Below are 17,851 nucleotides of genomic sequence, written 5' to 3' on the forward strand. Positions count from 1 at the left end.
AAGAGCTCGAGATTTAATGATAAAAACAAAGGCAAAATCCCTTCAAATCAGTCATTAATAATAAGAGATTTTCATTGGTCAGGTGTTTTGTAATAAAACAATAATAAGTTTGTAACGAAAAAAACCCTTTCAGAACTGTTTCTGAAAGGGTTTTGAAAGGATATTCCTAACTTTTATCACCGTCAGTGGGTAATTTGAATCTGCTCATTTCCTGCTGCATGTTATGACTCATGTCCTGTAATCTCATAATAGATTCTCTCACTCTTCCAAATGATACCTGCTGCTCATCTGCTGAAGCTGAGATTTCTTCAGTGCCGGCAGCCGTTTCTTCTGTCACTGCTGAGACATTTTCCATCGCGGCAGTGACTTCGGACGTATAGGAAGCGGATTGCTGCATACTTGAAGTCAGAGAGTGAAGTTCGCGGTCAATTTCCTGAACGCTCTGAGCAATTTCCTCAAATGCCTGTTCAGTCAGTCCCATCGAATGCAGCTGGTCTGAAGACAGCGTCTGTCCTTTATCTGCCGCCTCTGTCATACCGGACATTCCACTCTGAATATTACTTACCATGATATTGATCTTTTCAGTTGCTTCAGCAGATTGCATGGCAAGTTTTTTCACTTCATCTGCAACTACTGCGAATCCTTTACCCTGTTCACCTGCTCTGGCAGCTTCAATCGCAGCATTCAATGCTAGAAGATTCGTTTGATCTGCAATATCTTTCACAAAACCTGCAGCTTCCTGAATTTCGGATGTGAAAGATGAAAAGGCTGCAAGCTCTTTTGAAATAAGCTGTGAAGCCTGTGAGCTTTCAAGTGTAAAACTTTTTTGACGCTCCAGTGATTCCCGACCCGCCTTTACAGCAGTCAAAGCCTGACTTCCTTTTTCAGCAGATCTTCCTGCCAGAGATTCACTTTCAGTAAATGTCTGATTTAATTCAGACATTTTTTCTGAAGTTGATTGGATGTCCTCAGAAATTGCCTGACTACCTTTAGCAAGATCATCAGTAGATGCAGCAATCTGGTTTCCGCTTTCTTCAAGCTCACTGATTTTCCCGGATACGTCTTTAGCGAACGCTGCAACATTCGTACTTGTATGATCAACGGATTGAACCGTTGTTCTCAGACTGATAATCATTTCTCTAAATGAATGTGATAAGCGGCTGATTTCAAACTTTGACTGATCGGAATCCTCAGCAATATCAACCGTCAAGTCACCCTCAGCAACTCTTGATGCCTGAGAGAGCATTGTGTGTAACGGACGGGTGATCCGGTTGGATATAATCGTGGCTGCAGCAATAGAAATGCCGATGATGAGCACAATCGCACTTAAAGAGATCGTTACAATCAAAGAAATTTGACCTGCTGTTTCCGCTAACTTATTACTGTACCAATCATCTGCAAGCACCTTAAGATACCAGATATCATTAATGATGCCGCCTACGCGTGCAGACTGGCGGCTGGCTTCAGCCACATCACCCTGATCAAGAGCAGTACCAGCAGCATACTCAAGTTCTTCAAATTTATTCCGAACCTTCATGATCTGACTGTTCAGGGCTTGCGAGGGAAGGGAATCAGTCAGTTCATCAATCAGAATGAATGTCTGATCCATCTGATTCTGTGTAGTGAGCCGGTTATTTTCAGTAGGACTCAGGCTGAAATTGGCCAGAGACTGCTGAATGATCAATAGCTCACTATTCAACTGTTCGAGGTCAGTCAGTACTTTTGCATCTTCTTCGCCTGAAGAGTTCAGGCTGACCATTTGCCAGACAATAAATAAGATGATCGCTGTTGAGAGGATCAGCGGGATTAAAGATAATAAATATAATCGTTTTTTCAGTGTCATGATAGCTCCTTTACTGAACAGTTTCAGGGACGTCGATCTCACCTGAAATAATTTTCTTGCGGGTATCCATCATCAGTGCCTGGCCGGTAGCATCAAGCTGTATCAGCCTTATCTCAGCGAGTCCGACGCCGTCTTCTGCGAGCCCAAGATTATAAAGATCAGCAGAAAGTTTTTCTTCAGTTAATTCCTGAACCATATTAAAAACAGAAGTGTTAATATTTTTCACCATGGATGTGACAACAGATTGTTCAGCTGTATAAAACTGATCAGTATCAACCCCGGCTGTATAAATGCCATTTTCCTGTGCTTCAAGGATCGCACCTGTACCTGTATAGCCTGCTGCCGGGTAGATGAAGTCCGCGCCTTGTTCAATCTGCCTGCTGGCAATTGTCCGGCCAAGATCTGCATCACCAAAGTCACCTGCGTAATCTGAAATGATCTGAATATCCGGGTTAGCCATCTCAGCACCTGCACGGAATCCGGCTTCAAACCGTTCAATCGTCGGAGCCTCAACACCCCCGATAAATCCTATAACCCCTGATTCAGAAGTAAGTGCAGCAAGCGTGCCGATGAGATAACTGCCTTCATGATCTTTGAATGTCATTGAAATAATATTGTCTGCTTCAGACACGCCATCGATCAGTACATATTGCTGATCAGGAAAATCGGCTGCCGTCTGTTCAAGTGCTTCCTGGACTGAAAAACCCAGTCCGATAATCAGGTCATAATCCTGAGCGGATAATTCCTGAAGATGCTCCTCATAATTTCCTTCAGGGGCTTCACGATAATCAAACAGGATATTTAATTCATCCCGTGCACGGACTAGCCCTTCAAAGGCACCATCATTAAAAGAACCGTCTCCAAGACCGGTATCTGATAATAAAATGCCGACTTTAGCGGCAAACGCTGTTTCACTTTGCTCCTGTCCTGAACAGCCTGATATGAGAGCAGTCAGCATCAGAACAGCAATACATAACATTTTTTTCATATAAATCCTCCACTCGATAGAATAAATCATGCAGTCTGAAGCATTGATGTCAGACCTCTTATGAACACACTATTACTATCGACAAAAAACCCCTCACTTTAAATAAAAGTAAGGGGTTTTAATAAGAAAACTTTGAATAAATTTGTCAGATTATTCAATCGGTTTCGGTGTGAAAAATTGAGCGAGCTCCTGGCTGTGTTTCTTTCTTGCCTTACGGTGTTCAGCTCGATTTTCCGCTGTTTCGTTCAGCCATTTTTCTTCTTCTGTTTCAGGGATAACATCCTGAACAGGAATTGGCTTGCCATTATTGTCGATTGCCACAAACGTTAAGAAAGAAATGGCTGCTACTGACTGATCACCGGACAGCAAATTTTCGGTTGTGACTCTAACAAAAACTTCCATTGAACTCTTGCCCGTGTAGGACACAAACGATTCAAGTGTCACTGCGTCACCAACCCGGATCGGTTTCAAAAAGTCTACTGAATCAGTAGAAGCTGTAACAACTAATGACCGTGAATGCTTTGTAGCCGCAATTGAAGCTACATTATCAATATAGGCCATCAGCTGGCCGCCAAACAATGTTCCGTGATGATTTGTATCAGGCGGAAGGACGTGACTTGTCTGAATGGTTCTGCTTTCTTTCATTGTTTTTCCCATGTGATCAGCTCCTCTAAAAAACCAGACCTCCCGGCTGCATTGCGCAGCAAAGAAGTCTGGTGGTTATTAATATTCGTTATTTTCAGGTCTCGGGTCAATTCTTTCTGCATCCTTTGAATTTAGAGGAATACGCAAAAAGTACATTAACGCTGCACCTACCAGTCCGATCAGAGCACTGAAACCAAGCAGTACTGAAGTCATATAAGCCATCAGCTGGAGCCTCCTTTCACCGTACAAATAATTGTATCAACAATATTATAAATGAAATCCGGTGATTAGGGAATGTTTTTTAAAATGCCCAGTCGCCATTTCTGAATACAGGTTCTGAAGAGCCGTCTTCTGAGATACCATCAATATCCATTTTGTCTGATCCAATCATGAAATCCACGTGAGTAATACTTGAATTCAGACCTTTATTTGCGAGTTCTTCCTGTGAAGCCGTTTTCCCGCCTTCAACACAGAATGCATATGCGCTTCCGATTGCAAGATGGTTTGAAGCATTTTCATCAAACAGTGTATTGAAGAACAGTACATTAGATTGAGAAATTGGAGATTGATGTGGAACAAGTGCCACTTCTCCAAGACGGTGTGACCCTTCATCCGTCTCGATCAATTTCTTCAGAATGTCTTCTCCTTCTTCAGCCTGCACATCCGTGATACGGCCATTTTCAAATGTAATCTTGAAGCCGTCAATAATATTTCCGCCATAGCTTAAAGGCTTCGTATTCGTGACATATCCTGATACACCGTCTTTATGCGGAACGGTGAATACTTCCTCCGTCGGCATATTTGCCATAAATGTGTGACCTTTTTCATTCACACTTCCTGCACCCGCCCAGATATGGCCTTCAGGCAATTCGATCGTCAGGTCAGTTCCAGGAGCTGTGTAGTGAAGTTTTTTATACTTCTTAGCATTCAGATAATCTGCTTTTTCATGCAGCGTTTCGTCATGTTCTTTCCATGCTGCAACTGGGTCCTGCTGATCAACTCTGACCGCTTTGAAAATCGCATTCCACAGCTGATCAACCGCTTCGCTTTCTTCAGCGTCAGGGAATACCTTCTTCGCCCAGCCCGTTGAAGGAGCAGCAATGACTGTCCAGCTGACTTTATCTGACTGAATATACTGGCGGTACTTTTCAAGTGCCTGTCCGGCAGCTTTCTGGAAGTCAGAAATACGCTCGGAATCCACACCTTTCATCAAGTCAGGGCTTGCAGATACGATATTCATAAATGCTGCACCTTTTTCAGCTAATGCTTCACGCTCAAGCTTTTTCCATTCAGGAAATTCGCTGAAGGAGTCAGCAGGTGCCAGTTCATAGCGCATACGGGATACTTCATCGTCAGCCCAGTCTACAAAAACCTGACGCGCGCCGGCTTCATAGGCCTTTTTTGTTACAAGGCGGACAAACGGTGCATTCTCAATTGATGCACCTATGTAAAGCAGCTGATCTTTTTGAATATTGACTCCGACTCTGACAGCAAGGTCGGCATACTTTTCAAACATTTCTGAGTGACTCATATCAAAAACCCCTTTATAAGTAATTAGTTCCACTAAACATTTTAACAGTCAATGAACAAAAATCAAAAAATAACGACAATTACATTCTTTTTTCATGATATGTATAAGGAGAAAGTTCTAAAGTCGACAGTATTTTTACCGATATAGACTATGTAGAGATAGAAATCTAGTGATTGTGGGTGAATGTATTGGATCGATCCTCGCTTATTGGCGTCATCTTGGGACTGATTGCAGTTGGTGTTGGTATGGTATTAAAAGGTGTACCTGCTACAGCTCTGTTAAACGGCCCTGCTTTTATGATTATTATTTTAGGGACAGTGGCAGCAGTAATGATTGCTTTTCCGATGTCGGAATTAAAAAGAGTTCCTAAATTGTTTGGCGTAATTTTCAAAGAACCAAAAGGCACTGAAGTCCGTGACGTAATCCAGATGTTTGGTGAGTGGGCGGAACTTGCAAGAAAAGAAGGACTGCTTGCATTGGAATCAAAAACATCTGAAATTGAAGAACCGTTTTTAAGAAACGGACTTGGACTTGCAATCGATGGTCAGAATGCAGACTATATCAGAGATGTTCTGACAGAAGAAATCGATGCAATGGAAGAGCGTCACCTTTCAGGCGCTGCAATTTTTTCTCAGGCTGGTACTTATGCGCCGACGCTTGGTGTTCTGGGTGCTGTAGTAGGTCTGATTGCTGCGCTTGGTAAAATGAATGACACGACTGCACTTGGAGAAGCCATTGCAGCAGCATTTATCGCAACCCTGCTTGGTATTTTCACCGGGTATGTATTATGGCATCCATTTGCCAACAAATTGAAGCGTAAATCAACTAAAGAAGTCATGATCAAACAAATGATGATTGAAGGAATTCTATCCGTTCTCGAAGGTGAGGCGCCACGGGTAATCGAACAGAAGCTTGCCTCTTATCTGCCTGCGAAAGAGCGAGAGCAGCTGATGTCTGAAGGCGGTGGAAAAGCTGATGAAGAAGCGTAGAAAGAAAAAACATGATGAGCATATGGATGAAAGCTGGCTGATTCCCTATGCTGACATACTGACACTGCTGCTTGCTCTTTTTATTGTAATGTTTGCAAGCAGTACAGTGGATCAGGCAAAGTTTAACCAGATGTCACAGGTATTTAATGAAATTTTTGGCGGCGGGGAAAATGTCCTCGATTACGCAAGTCTTGTAGAAACTGATGATACAGAAGATGATATTGATTCTGAAGCCGGTGCTGAAGCAGAAGAAATGACCGAGGAGGAAAGACAGATTCAGGAATTCCTTCAGGAACAGTCAGAACGTGAAACGGCAGCTGCCGCTGATATGGAAGAGCTTGAAGAAATCCAGGATCAGATCGAAGAATATATCGGGACAAACAGTCTCGGTGAAACGTTTGAAACTGAGCTGACTGACGAAGGCTTGCTGCTAACGATCAGGGATAATGTTCTATTCGCGTCAGGTTCTGCTGATGTGAGATCTGAATACAGCAACGTTGCTCAGGACGTGGCAGGGCTGCTTGAATTCGACCCGCCAAGGAATGTGATTATTACCGGTCATACAGACAATGTTCCAATCAGTACTGCATCCTTCGGTTCGAACTGGGAGCTGAGCGTCATGCGTGCAGTCAACTTTATGAAACTCATTATTGAAAACCCTGACCTGGACCCACGCTGGTTCAGTGCAAAAGGCTTCGGTGAATTCCAGCCGATTGCATCAAATGATACTGAAGCAGGCCGCTCACAAAACAGACGTGTTGAAGTATTAATTTTACCGCGTGTAACAAGTGACGGAACTGTAACGAATACACCTTAACTGCCGCTGATTGCGGCAGTTTTTTTGTGCTTATTTTGAGGGGGATTGTTCTAAATCATGTGTAGATTTCTTTTTCTTCCGTTTAACTTCTTATATGTAGGGAAAAGGACTACAGCTTCCGTATTATACTAATTTTAGGAGGAGATTCTATTGGAGGGATTTATTAATGTCGTTACAACGTTTTCTGCCTGGCTTTGGGGAATACCGTTAATAGCTGTTTTACTTTTTTCAGGACTTTATATGACTTTTAAACTCGGTTTTTTTCAATTCAGACATCCGCTATACATATTTAAACAAACCTTTGGCAGTGTAACGAAGAAACCAAAGGGCAAAGGAACGGTTACACCATTTCAGGCGTTAACGTCCGCTTTATCATCCACAATCGGGGCTGCAAACATTGTCGGGGTTCCGGCAGCGATCATGTTTGGTGGGCCGGGTGCAGTTTTCTGGATGTGGGTGATTGCACTTGTCGGTATGTCACTGAAATTCTCAGAAAGTGCACTGGCAGTACATTACCGTGAAAAGAATGAAAAAGGCGAGTACGTAGGCGGACCAATGTATTACATGACAAAAGGTCTCGGTATGAAGTGGCTTGGCATATGGTTTTCATTTGCACTGATGCTAGAATTAATTCCAAGTGTAATGGTGCAGGGGAACTCAGTAGCCAATACAGTGAATGAGTCCTTTGGTGTTCCTGTACTATGGACAGGAATCATCATCGCCGTTTTAATCGGTATTATTGTTTTTGGCGGTATCAAGAGAATCGGTCAGGTGACGCAGGTTGTCGTACCGTTTATGGCTTTAATCTACATTGGCGGTGCCCTTGTTATTTTATTTATGAACCTTGGTGCATTACCTGAATTCTTCACGTTAATTTTCTCGAATGCTTTTTCACCGGCTCCTGTCATTGGCGGCTTTGCCGGGGCAGCACTGGTTGATGTCATCCGATGGGGCTTTGCGAGAGGGCTGTATTCAAATGAAGCAGGTCTTGGTACAGCACCAATGGCTCACTCAGCTGCTACTACTGATCACCCCGTCAGACAGGCATTCTGGGCTGTATCAGGTATCGTAGTGGACACGCTGATCATTTGTACAGCTACAGCATTTGTCGTGCTGTCATCAGGTGTATGGACAGATGAAGGCGCAATGGAAAACAGTAGTGCATTAACAACGATTGCATTTGCTGAATACTTTGGTGAATTCGGCAGTATTCTCGTCACAGTCTCGCTTGTATTCTTTGTATTTTCAACTATTCTTGTGGTCATATTCTATGGTGCAAAGCAGGCAGAGTTCCTGTTCGGTCTGAAAGCGTCATATGCCATTCAGGCAGTGTATCTGATTGCGATTGTATTCGGTGCAGTCGGTGCTGCAGAATTGATCTGGAACTTCCTTGATATTATGCTTGCAGCTATTCTTTTACCGAATATCCTGGCGATCTTATTACTCAGCAATAAAGTGAAAGAACTAAAAACAGAGTTTTTCACTTCAGATAAATATTATTTGAAGGATATTGGTAAAACAAAAGGAAAGTAACGTGCGCACATCCGTCTATCCGGCGGATGTGTTCTTTTTTATAAACATAAGTTTCTAAACAGTGAATTAAGGATACACAATAGAGTAAGAATGAAAAATGATGTCATAAATAGTTACGAATAGAAGTGAGCGCGGGAAGAGGAGGGGTTTTGGATGATTAAAGACCTTAATAATATGTGGAAAGCACGAACGTGGATGAAAACGAATGTACCATTTTTATATAGCTGGCATGCCTATGTGGGATATGAGCTTGATTTATTCGAAGCGTTCAGACGGCCAGTCAGGGTTGAAGATGTTGCAGATGCTTATGACCTCGAAGAAGAACTGCTTACTCAGTGGGTGGAAGTCGGAATTGCGTTAAAGCATCTGAAAAAAGATGATAAAAACAGGGTGAAAATCTCAAAAGCCTGGAAGTTACCGGGTTCAAAGAAAGATAGCCCTTCTTCAGGGGACCTGTTAAAAGAAATGATGGAACTACATATTCCTTCCCTTTTACACTATCCCGAACTGATGAAAGAAAAGAAGAGACAACATTTTGATAATGAAAAACACGGCTCAACAGTGGCAAAGACGTCCACGCTTCTTGAGATGCTTGCATTCCGGCTGATTAATCAGAATGTGAAAAAGCATCAGACAGACTCGATTCTCGATATTGGATGCGGTGAAGGCGGGTACCTGCTGAAGCTTGCGAAAAAGCACCCAGATATGAACCTGACAGGTATTGAAATCAATGAAGAAGTAGCAGATTCAGCGAAAAAAGCAACAAGTGACTTTGACCGGATTCATATCGTACAGGGAGATATTCATGAATATGAACCTGACCGGAGATTTGATTATGTCATGGTCAATAATCTATTACACTATATTCAGCCTGAGGAGCGGAAAGACTTCTTCAGTAAGATCAAAAATATTACTGAGAAGGATGGGATCATCACCATTATTTCCCCTCTGCAAAAAGCTAAATATGGAAAACAGTTTTCAAGTGCATTTAATAGTTTCTTTATGACATTTGATAATTTATACCCGATTCCTTCAGAAGAAGAACTCCGAAAGATCGCGGAAGAGTGCGGTTTTGAACAGCAAAGTCCTTTCCCCGTTATTCGCGAGGGAGGCTGGTTCTTCATCAAGTGGATTAAGAAGTAAAAGGTTTAATGAGGTAAATATGTGGAATATATACATTATAGATAAATAAAAGGAGATGTTATAAATGGCTAAAATTGCAGCACTATTAACTGATCAATTTGAAGATGTAGAATATACAGATCCGGCGGAAGCGTTCAAAAAAGAAGGACACGAGGTCGTGACCATTGAAAAAGAATCAGGAAATACCGTCAAAGGAAAACAGGGAGAAGCTACAGTAACAATTGACAAGTCTATTGATGACGTGAACCCTTCTGACTTTGATGCGCTATTTATACCAGGCGGTTTCTCACCTGACCTGTTAAGAGGCGACGAGCGCTTTGTAAAATTCGCTAAGGCGTTCATGGATGGTAACAAGCCGGTACTGACGATTTGTCACGGCCCGCAGTTACTGATTACAGCTAAGACACTTGAGGGACGTAAAGCTACAGGCTTTAAATCAATCAAAGTGGATATGGAATATGCAGGTGCAGAATATCATGATGAAGAAGTCGTTGTCTGCGGCAACCAGCTGGTAACAAGCAGAGACCCTGACGATATTCCAGCGTTCATCAGAGAATCATTAAAATTAATTTCATAAAACAATTTAACTGAGTCCTTAACAGGGACTCAGTTTTTTTGCGAAAAAATTTCGGAGGATTCTAAAAACTATGTTCATTAGGTCGATATACATATATAATAGATGTAGTTCTTTGAGATTACATAATGAAGGGGGATCGTTTTGTGAAAAAGTTAAAATGGAAGCTGATGTCGGCATTTTTTATTCTTGTATTATTCATAGGTGGATTGGCTGCTTTTAATGTTTACTCAATCACAAATATCAATGAAGAAACTGAAAACCTGATTGAAGAAGAGCTGATGCTTTTATCAATCGATCAGGAAATGAAATTCAATGTGTCACAGCAGATTGCTCTGACACGGGGATATGTATTATATGGGGAACCCGATTACAGCGAAGGTTTTGATGAACTTGCGGCCGTGAATGATGAATTAGCTGAGACGCTGCAGGGTTATGACGTCAGTAAAGAAATGAAATCAGTGCTGACAATTACAAGAGTCTGGCAGGAGGGTGTCAGAGAACGCGTATTTTCAATGTATGACAATGGCAGAGAAGAGGACGCAAGAGTTCTTTTCAGAGCTAATTTTGAGCCGACTGCCAGAGGGATCATGGATAGTCTTGAAAAAATTTCAACAGCCCGTGAAGCAGAGATGGATCAGGCCGGACAGGCAATTATACAAAATGGTCAGCAGACAATTACAACGATTCTGGTGATCAGTGGGGTTGTGATGCTGTTAGCGATTTTAATGAGCGTAATCGTAGCCGGACAGATTACAAAACCGATCAGTATGGTGACGAAAAGAATGAAAGCGATTGCGCGCGGGTCTCTTCCTGCTGAATCTTTACATACTAAAAGCAAAGATGAAGTTGGACAGCTGGTTCATGCCGTCAATGATATGAATCAGCAGTTAAGAGATCTTGTCAGCGGCGTATCAGGCGTTTCCACATCTGTCCTCGAAAAAGGTAATCACCTTTCAGAGAGTGCTGAAGAAGTCAGAGAGGGAAGCCGTCAGATCGCAGTGACAATGAGTGAATTAGCAGACGGGGCCGGTGTGCAGGCGGAGTCATCGTCATCTCTCAGCGAAAAGATGAATGGATTCATTTCAGTGATTAAGTCATCTGCTGAAAAAGGAACCGAGGCTCAGGAAAAGACTGATGATATGCTGGAGCTTTCCAGAGACGGCGGCGTAAAAATGAATGAGACGATTCGCACTGTCAACGGAATTAACACGAGCTTTAAAGAAGCAATGGAAAAAGTGAACGGTCTTGATACACAGGCACAGAGTATCTCTAAGCTCGTACAGGTAATCCAGGACATTGCAGATCAGACAAACCTGCTTGCATTGAATGCGGCGATTGAAGCTGCGCGTGCAGGTGAACATGGAAAAGGTTTTGCGGTTGTAGCAGATGAAGTGAGAAAACTCGCGGTTCAGGTATCCGCATCCATTTCAGATATTACAAGTATTATCGGTTCTATTCAGAAAGAATCAAAAGATACAGTTGCTGTCCTTCAGGATGGATACGGAAAAGTAAGTGCCGGAGCTGAACAGATGGAAGAAACATCTGAGTCATTCACTAAGATTGACGATCAGGTGAAAGCGGTATCTGAGCAGATGAAAATGATTGCTGCTTCACTATATGAAATTGTTAATGGCTCTGAAGAAATGCATCAGGAAATTGAACAGATTGCATCAGTATCTGAAGAATCAGCAGCGGGTATTGAACAGACAAGCGCGAGTGCCGAGGAATCAAGCACGACAATGGAGATGGTCTATGATTCTTCAAGAGCGCTGATTCATGATGCAAGAGACCTCAGAGATCGAATTGGCATGTTCAGAGTTGAAGAGTCAACTGTTGCAGAAGAGACGCCTGATGAAAGTACAGAAACAGACAGCTATGAAGAAAGTGATGAGGTTGCAGAAAACGAAGAGCAGGAGAATAAAGATCAGGCATCATAAAAAGAAGAGGACACCACTTAAGGTGTCCTCTTCTTTTACAGCTGATTAAGCTTTTCTCAGATTGCCGAGTTCTTCAGCAATTGCCTGCATTTCACTTGGGCTGAAAGTTTCTCTTTTCATCACCATTGTATACAGTGAATGGAGTTCTTCGTACTGCTCTTCATCGAAAGCAGATACTTTAAGTGCTCCAGCGTTTACTATGCGCAGACGGTCTTTGATTTTTTCAACCATATATTCAGCATTTTCAGTACTTTGAACCGTTAAATCCATATTGATCAGTCCTTTCATTCACTAGATACAATCTTTCCATGCTTCAAAGGATCTGTCAATACGCATTAAGCGGCTTTACTCTGTGCTTTTTCTTCTTTGATCTTTTCACGGATGCGTTTTGTTTCATATGCAACGACGCCGGAAAGTCCAAGAAGTCCAATCAGGTTAGGGAATGCCATCAGACCGTTCATTACATCTGAGAACGCCCATACAACATCAAGTGTTGCGACTGAACCAACCATTACTGCAATAACGAAAAGCAGACGATAGAATACATTAAATTTCTTTGTTCCTACAAGATACTGGAAACACTTCTCTCCGTAGTAAGACCAGCCAATAATTGTAGAAGAAGCAAAGAAGATCAGTCCGACTGTAACAATGATTGGTCCAAGACCACCAAGGAAGTATTCAAATGATGCAGATGTTAACGCACCACCCTGTAAGTCTCCTCCTTCATACAGACCGGCCATAACAATCGTTACACCTGTAATTGAACAGATAATCAGCGTATCGATTAATACCTGAGTCATTGAAACAAGTCCCTGACGTCCAGGCATATCAGTTTTTGCTGCAGCAGCAGCGATTGGTGCAGATCCAAGACCAGCCTCATTCGAGAATACACCACGTGCTACACCATAACGGATGATTGCTCCGATCACACCACCGGCAATGGCTTCATTACCGAATGCAAGTGAGAAAATTGTTGCAAATGCAGAAGGTACTAAATCAAAGTTTAAGATCATAACAATAAGTCCTGCAAGTAAATAAAATGCTGCCATAAAAGGAACAAAAATAGCTGTTACTTTACCAATACTCTTAATACCGCCAAGAATAACAAGCGCCGTAAAGATTGTCAGCGCAATACCGGTAACCCATGTCGGGATCGAGAACGTATCCTGCACGACATCTGATACAGAATTCGACTGTACCATGTTTCCGATACCAAAAGCAGCGATGGCACCAAAAAGGGCAAATAACACACCGAGCCATTTTTGTTTCAGACCACGTTCAAGGTAATACATCGGTCCACCTGACATTTCGCCATCTTCATCCTGAACACGATACTTTACCGCTAAAACCGCTTCAGCATACTTAGTAGCCATTCCGAAAATAGCAGACAGCCACATCCAGAATATTGCTCCAGGTCCACCAAGCACAACAGCTGTTGCAACACCGACAATATTACCGGTACCGACAGTTGCTGCCATCGCAGTCATCAAAGACTGAAAGTGAGAGATATCACCTTTGGATTTATTGTCCTGATTGCGGGAAAAAGCCAGCTTGAGTGAATAGCCTGTTAATGAGAACTGAACCAGTCCAAGACGGAATGTCAGGTAAATACCCGTTCCGACGAGAAGGATCAGCAGCGGCGGCCCCCATACGAGTCCACTGATTTCATTCAGAAAATCTGTAAAGCCTTGCATCTAATTTCCCCCTTACGTCTTTTTACAGGTCATAAATATGAACAAAATATGTATGCCTTACATTAAATATTCCGAAAATTCACCCCTTGTTGTCAAGTTTTTTTTAAATATACAGTGCTAAAAAGGTTTCAAGTCAAAGGGCTTAGGAAATAGTAAACCATATCCTGTATAAGGAGAGAGATGATGAAAACAGTATTATTCCTTGTACAGACTCACTTGTCAAGCTGTTCATTACTGGCTGCGGAATTTGTAAAGGTAACTGACCAGCAGGTTCTGTTGAGAGGTACATTCGCGTGGCAAAGTCAGGAAATGTCGGAATATTCTTTTGAAGGAATGAGCGGCTCTGCTATCGAAGAAGAGTTTTCAGAGTTCAGGCAGCTGCAACGGAAAGAACTTGAAGAGGTACAATGTATAGTCGTAAGTGAATCAGCTGAGGAAGCTCTCATCCACCTGTTAAAGTCAGCATCAACAACACCTGAGGTCGTCAGCATACGAGACCTTGGCGGAAAGCGGGAATCAGAGTTGGATGATCTGCTGATGCAGGGTCAGACTGAGAAAGCACTGAACGACATAAAGCAGAAAAGCCTTATACTGCTTGAGAAGTTGAATTAAAAATTGGAGGAGAAGACATGGCGAAAAACAAATTACCGGCAGCAATTATAATCGGGGCAGTTACCGGAGGCATTTTAAGTATGCTTGACCCCGGTACAAGAAAGAAGACTTCTGAATCATTAGCCAATACAAAACGATCAATTTCCTATTATTCAAGAAATCCTCAGGAGCTTTCTGAAAGAGCTTCACAAAAAGCGGAACAGTGGAGGGAAATGGCAGAAAAAATTCAGGAGGATATCGCTTTCCTTTCAGAAAAATATGAAGAAGTTAAAGCGATGGCACCTGAATTGAAAGAAACTGTTCAGGAAACAAAAGAAGCATTTACAGAAGATCAGCAGCATTCAACTTCTGCAAGTACATTGCCTCAGGGCGGTCCAGGTGGACTTCCTGAAAAAAAGACGATGTAAAATCTGACTCCAGGAGGGATGGAATGACTTCGCACAAAGACAATCCCGCTCCGGATCGCCAGCAGGAAGGTGAATGGAAGGAAGGAAAGAAAAACAGACATTTAGAAGATATGTCAGAGGCGGTACATAAAGGTGGACGGGAAGGACATTATGAAACGTTCACAGGTTTTGTAAAAGCTGTTCTTAGACGATTTACAGAAACAGATACACCCGGACTTGGTGCGCAGCTTGCCTACTACTTTTTGCTATCATTATTTCCATTACTTATCTTTGCGCTGGCATTACTGCCATACCTGGATATTACTCAGGCTGAATTACTGGACATGTTCAGGGAGTTCGCGCCGGGGGATGCTATGGCGCTGATTGAGTCAACGATATCGGAGGTAGCAACCGGTGAGAGTGCCGGGCTTCTTTCTGTGGGTATCTTAGGAACACTTTGGTCAGCCTCTAACGGAATGAATGCAATTATGAAGGCCTTTAACCGTGCTTATGAAGTAGAAGAGACAAGAGCTTTTTATATGGCGCGTGGAATGGCGGTCGTGTGGACGATTGTCATGGTGTTCATTTTTGTGGTCGCTTTGTTACTTCCTATTTTCGGTGAGCAGATTGGAGAATTAATTTTCTCATGGTTTGGTCTTGGAGATCAGTTTATGACAATCTGGACGATCCTGCGATTTGCTATTACACCATTTGTATTATTTGTTGCATTTGTCGGCTTATATGCATTTGTTCCAAATGTGAAAATCCGTTTTATTTCTGTGATTCCAGGTGCTTTGTTTGCTGCGGTCGGATGGTTGCTGACTTCTTCACTGTTTTCGTTCTACGTCAGCAGTTTCGGGAATTATTCAGCATCTTACGGAAGTATCGGTGGCATCATTGTACTGATGATCTGGCTGTATCTGTCGGGTATCATTATTCTTGTGGGTGCACAGGTTAATGCGACAATGGCTGCAAAACGCCGTCATAAGCCAATTGTTCCAAAAGAAGCATAACAAAAAAGGGTGAGGCGATCTCACCCTTTTTCTTATGCTTTGAGAAGCCGCAGGCCATTTAAAATGACGAGAACTGTACTGCCTTCATGACCGATGACTCCAAGTGGAAGATCAAGTGCCTGAAAGAAGTTAGAGGTGATCAAAAGCGCGATCACTGCAATACTGAACACGATATTCTGTTTAACAATCCGGTTCATTTTTTTAGACAGACGGATCGCTTCAGCAATTTTTTTCAAATCATTTTTGACGAGGACAATATCGGCTGTTTCAAGTGCAATATCAGATCCTGCACCCATGGCTACGCCGACTGTCGCTGTGGCAAGTGCAGGTGCATCATTTATTCCGTCTCCAACCATAGCGACAGAACCGTATTTTTCTTTCAGCTTCTTCATTTCATTTACCTTTACACCCGGAAGGCACTCCGCTTTAAACGTATCAACACCTGTTTCCTTTTGTATAACAGCAGCTGTGCCTTTGCTATCGCCAGTCAGCATCACAGTATAAATACCTGCAGATTTCAAATACTTCACAGCGTCAATTGTTTCCTGTCTCACCTGATCCTTCAGTGCAATCAGACCGATTACTTCAATACTTTTTTCAATCAGGACAACTGTTTTACCTTCTTTTGAGAGTTGTTCAATCTGCTCCAGCATGTCTTGTGCGATCATGTTCCGGTCAAACCAGTCAGGCTTCCCGATGCTCCACACCTCATTGTCACGGATAGCTCTCAGACCAAATCCTGTTACATCCTCTACAAGATCCATCTTGAGTGAATCAGGGATATGCTTTTCTTTTGCAAATGTAACAACTGCCTGAGCGAGCGGATGATTAGATTGCTGTTCAATCGCCGCTGTCGCTTGTAAAACCACTGTCTGATCCAGGTCCTGCCGGATGAACCAATTTGTCACTTTCGGTTTACCTTCTGTTAATGTGCCGGTTTTATCAAAGGCAATTGCTTTAATCTGATTCAGGTTTTCAAGGTGCACGCCGCCTTTGAATAGTATCCCTTTTTTCGCCCCGTTAGAAATGGCGCTGAGTGATGCGGGCATAATGGAAGCAACCAGCGCACAGGGTGATGCCACTACGAGAAGTACCATGGCTCTGTAAAAAGTTTCTTCCCAGCTCCAGCCGAAAAAGTAGTACGGAAGAAACATCATTATTACTGTAAAGCCGAGCACTGATTTTACATATCTTCCTTCAAACCTTTCTATAAATAATTGTGAAGGAGACTTCTCACTCTGCGCAGATTGAACCAGCTCAATGATCTTTTGAAACATCGTCTCATGATTCTTTTTTGTCACCTCAGCCTGCACAGCTCCAGTTAGGTTGACTGTACCGGCAAAGATTTCGGAAGCTTTTGATTTCACAACAGGCATTGATTCTCCGGTGAACGCAGCTTCGTCTACAGATGTCTGGCCTTTTGTAATTAAGCCATCAGCCGGAATTCTTTCCCCGGGCTTTATGCTGATGATATCCCCGGGCATTAAAGAAGAAGCACTTACCTTTACTTCCTGACCATCAATGAGCTTCCATGCTTCTTCGGGTTGAAGGTCAAGAAGGGAAGAAATTTCACTTTTACTTTTATTCAGGGTGTACGTCTCAAGTGCACCGCTTAATGCAAAAATGAAAATCAGGATTGCCCCTTCAGTCCAGTAACCGATCCAGGCTGCTCCGAGTGCCGCAATAATCATTAACAGTTCAACATTTAAATCTCTATTTTTAATCGTGTTAGAAATCCCTTCAACTGCCTTGAAATAGCCGCCGGTGAAATAAGCAGTAATATACATACCTGCTGACGCTGTCGTATAGCCTTCATGCATGAGGAGCCATGCAATGATAATGAGCACACCGCTCGTTATGGCCATAACTAATTCAACGTGCGTTCGCAAAAAAGTCAGACGGCCGGTTTTTGATGTTGAAGGAAGAGGTAAAGTATGTGATTTAACCAATGTTGCCACGCCCTTTCAAGTACGTATTGAGAAAGAGAATCGAAATCAATAGCCTTAAAAAACAGCGAATGCTGCTGTCAAATGACAGCAGCATAGAAAGCAGTTTATATTAAATTTTGATAAAGCAGTCAGCAGTATTAGTGACCTGCACAGACTAAACAGTGCCGGATCATTTGAGTCATATATCGTACTTT

At 42.6% G+C, this 17,851-nt stretch carries 17 protein-coding genes; 9 read left to right on the forward strand and 8 right to left on the reverse strand.

Translation table 11 applies throughout. The features are described from left to right. Window positions 1-166: 166 nt before the first annotated feature. The 5 genes from KP77_RS06900 to KP77_RS06915 all read right to left on the reverse strand — a co-directional run bounded on the left by KP77_RS06900 (window position 167) and on the right by KP77_RS06915 (window position 5,007). Window positions 167-1,843, reverse strand: coding sequence for a methyl-accepting chemotaxis protein (locus KP77_RS06900; protein WP_041122000.1), 1,677 nt, complete (start codon window positions 1,841-1,843; stop codon window positions 167-169). A 10-nt stretch (window positions 1,844-1,853) separates the two neighbouring features. Continuing rightward, a complete protein-coding gene (locus KP77_RS06905; protein WP_041122001.1) occupies window positions 1,854-2,831 on the reverse strand; it encodes a BMP family lipoprotein in 978 nt (325 codons plus the stop codon). A 150-nt stretch (window positions 2,832-2,981) separates the two neighbouring features. Next, on the reverse strand, window positions 2,982-3,488 hold the full coding sequence (locus tag KP77_RS06910; protein WP_041122002.1) for an acyl-CoA thioesterase: 507 nt from the start codon (window positions 3,486-3,488) through the stop codon (window positions 2,982-2,984). A 66-nt stretch (window positions 3,489-3,554) separates the two neighbouring features. Next, window positions 3,555-3,698, reverse strand: a complete 144-nt coding sequence (locus KP77_RS18125) for a hypothetical protein (RefSeq protein ID WP_160289511.1) — start codon at window positions 3,696-3,698, stop codon at window positions 3,555-3,557. A gap of 79 nt (window positions 3,699-3,777) precedes the next feature. Beyond that, window positions 3,778-5,007, reverse strand: coding sequence for an aminopeptidase (locus KP77_RS06915; RefSeq protein ID WP_041122003.1), 1,230 nt, complete (start codon window positions 5,005-5,007; stop codon window positions 3,778-3,780). Window positions 5,008-5,195: 188 nt separating this feature from the next. On the opposite strand from KP77_RS06915, the gene motA reads away from it, so the two are divergent. From motA to KP77_RS06945, 6 genes are all read left to right on the forward strand, one after another. Next, window positions 5,196-5,996 carry a flagellar motor stator protein MotA gene (motA, locus tag KP77_RS06920; protein WP_041122004.1) on the forward strand — a complete coding sequence of 267 codons (801 nt, stop codon included), beginning with the start codon at window positions 5,196-5,198 and terminating at the stop codon, window positions 5,994-5,996. Continuing rightward, window positions 5,983-6,813 (forward strand): flagellar motor protein MotB, encoded by an 831-nt coding sequence (gene motB / locus KP77_RS06925; RefSeq protein ID WP_041122005.1) that lies wholly within the window; start codon window positions 5,983-5,985, stop codon window positions 6,811-6,813. The genes motA and motB overlap by 14 nt, the downstream gene beginning before the upstream one ends. A 150-nt stretch (window positions 6,814-6,963) precedes the next feature. Further along, window positions 6,964-8,346, forward strand: a complete 1,383-nt coding sequence (locus KP77_RS06930) for an alanine/glycine:cation symporter family protein (RefSeq protein ID WP_041122006.1) — start codon at window positions 6,964-6,966, stop codon at window positions 8,344-8,346. Window positions 8,347-8,499: 153 nt separating this feature from the next. Continuing rightward, the gene (locus KP77_RS06935; RefSeq protein ID WP_041122007.1) at window positions 8,500-9,489 is read left to right on the forward strand and encodes a class I SAM-dependent methyltransferase; all 990 of its coding nucleotides are present in this window, start codon (window positions 8,500-8,502) and stop codon (window positions 9,487-9,489) included. Between the two features lie 64 nt (window positions 9,490-9,553). After that, the gene (locus KP77_RS06940; RefSeq protein WP_041122008.1) at window positions 9,554-10,066 is read left to right on the forward strand and encodes a type 1 glutamine amidotransferase domain-containing protein; all 513 of its coding nucleotides are present in this window, start codon (window positions 9,554-9,556) and stop codon (window positions 10,064-10,066) included. A 143-nt stretch (window positions 10,067-10,209) separates the two neighbouring features. Continuing rightward, window positions 10,210-12,003, forward strand: a complete 1,794-nt coding sequence (locus KP77_RS06945; RefSeq protein WP_052474016.1) for a methyl-accepting chemotaxis protein — start codon at window positions 10,210-10,212, stop codon at window positions 12,001-12,003. Window positions 12,004-12,048: 45 nt separating this feature from the next. On the opposite strand, the gene KP77_RS06950 is transcribed toward KP77_RS06945, so the two are convergent. Continuing rightward, on the reverse strand, window positions 12,049-12,273 hold the full coding sequence (locus tag KP77_RS06950) for a DUF1128 domain-containing protein (protein ID WP_041122009.1): 225 nt from the start codon (window positions 12,271-12,273) through the stop codon (window positions 12,049-12,051). A 65-nt stretch (window positions 12,274-12,338) separates the two neighbouring features. Then, a complete protein-coding gene (locus KP77_RS06955) occupies window positions 12,339-13,697 on the reverse strand; it encodes an alanine/glycine:cation symporter family protein (RefSeq protein WP_041122010.1) in 1,359 nt (452 codons plus the stop codon). Between the two features lie 183 nt (window positions 13,698-13,880). On the opposite strand from KP77_RS06955, the gene KP77_RS06960 reads away from it, so the two are divergent. Genes KP77_RS06960 through KP77_RS06970 form a run of 3 tightly spaced genes read left to right on the forward strand, consistent with a single transcriptional unit; the run spans window position 13,881 to window position 15,708 of the window. After that, entirely contained in the window at window positions 13,881-14,309 is a 429-nt protein-coding gene (locus tag KP77_RS06960; protein WP_041122011.1) for a hypothetical protein, read from the forward strand. Window positions 14,310-14,326: 17 nt separating this feature from the next. Further along, on the forward strand, window positions 14,327-14,716 hold the full coding sequence (locus KP77_RS06965; protein ID WP_052474017.1) for a methyl-accepting chemotaxis domain-containing protein: 390 nt from the start codon (window positions 14,327-14,329) through the stop codon (window positions 14,714-14,716). A 23-nt stretch (window positions 14,717-14,739) separates the two neighbouring features. Then, the gene (locus KP77_RS06970; RefSeq protein ID WP_084218627.1) at window positions 14,740-15,708 is read left to right on the forward strand and encodes a YihY/virulence factor BrkB family protein; all 969 of its coding nucleotides are present in this window, start codon (window positions 14,740-14,742) and stop codon (window positions 15,706-15,708) included. Between the two features lie 32 nt (window positions 15,709-15,740). On the opposite strand, the gene KP77_RS06975 is transcribed toward KP77_RS06970, so the two are convergent. Then, entirely contained in the window at window positions 15,741-17,666 is a 1,926-nt protein-coding gene (locus tag KP77_RS06975; protein WP_407637917.1) for a heavy metal translocating P-type ATPase, read from the reverse strand. Between the last annotated feature and the right edge of the window lie 185 nt (window positions 17,667-17,851).

The organism is Jeotgalibacillus alimentarius (assembly GCF_000829445.1).
Taxonomy (GTDB): domain Bacteria; phylum Bacillota; class Bacilli; order Bacillales; family Jeotgalibacillaceae; genus Jeotgalibacillus; species Jeotgalibacillus alimentarius.

Bases quoted from the DNA above. Each gene is read 5' to 3' on its own strand.
- KP77_RS06900 (WP_041122000.1), bottom strand. From the start codon at position 1,843: ATGACACTGAAAAAACGATTATATTTATTATCTTTAATCCCGCTGATC.
- KP77_RS06905 (WP_041122001.1), bottom strand. From the start codon at position 2,831: ATGAAAAAAATGTTATGTATTGCTGTTCTGATGCTGACTGCTCTCATA.
- KP77_RS06910 (WP_041122002.1), bottom strand. From the start codon at position 3,488: ATGGGAAAAACAATGAAAGAAAGCAGAACCATTCAGACAAGTCACGTC.
- KP77_RS18125 (WP_160289511.1), bottom strand. From the start codon at position 3,698: ATGGCTTATATGACTTCAGTACTGCTTGGTTTCAGTGCTCTGATCGGA.
- KP77_RS06915 (WP_041122003.1), bottom strand. From the start codon at position 5,007: ATGAGTCACTCAGAAATGTTTGAAAAGTATGCCGACCTTGCTGTCAGA.
- motB (WP_041122005.1), top strand. From the start codon at position 5,983: ATGAAGAAGCGTAGAAAGAAAAAACATGATGAGCATATGGATGAAAGC.
- KP77_RS06935 (WP_041122007.1), top strand. From the start codon at position 8,500: ATGATTAAAGACCTTAATAATATGTGGAAAGCACGAACGTGGATGAAA.
- KP77_RS06940 (WP_041122008.1), top strand. From the start codon at position 9,554: ATGGCTAAAATTGCAGCACTATTAACTGATCAATTTGAAGATGTAGAA.
- KP77_RS06950 (WP_041122009.1), bottom strand. From the start codon at position 12,273: ATGGATTTAACGGTTCAAAGTACTGAAAATGCTGAATATATGGTTGAA.
- KP77_RS06955 (WP_041122010.1), bottom strand. From the start codon at position 13,697: ATGCAAGGCTTTACAGATTTTCTGAATGAAATCAGTGGACTCGTATGG.
- KP77_RS06960 (WP_041122011.1), top strand. From the start codon at position 13,881: ATGAAAACAGTATTATTCCTTGTACAGACTCACTTGTCAAGCTGTTCA.
- KP77_RS06965 (WP_052474017.1), top strand. From the start codon at position 14,327: ATGGCGAAAAACAAATTACCGGCAGCAATTATAATCGGGGCAGTTACC.
- KP77_RS06970 (WP_084218627.1), top strand. From the start codon at position 14,740: ATGACTTCGCACAAAGACAATCCCGCTCCGGATCGCCAGCAGGAAGGT.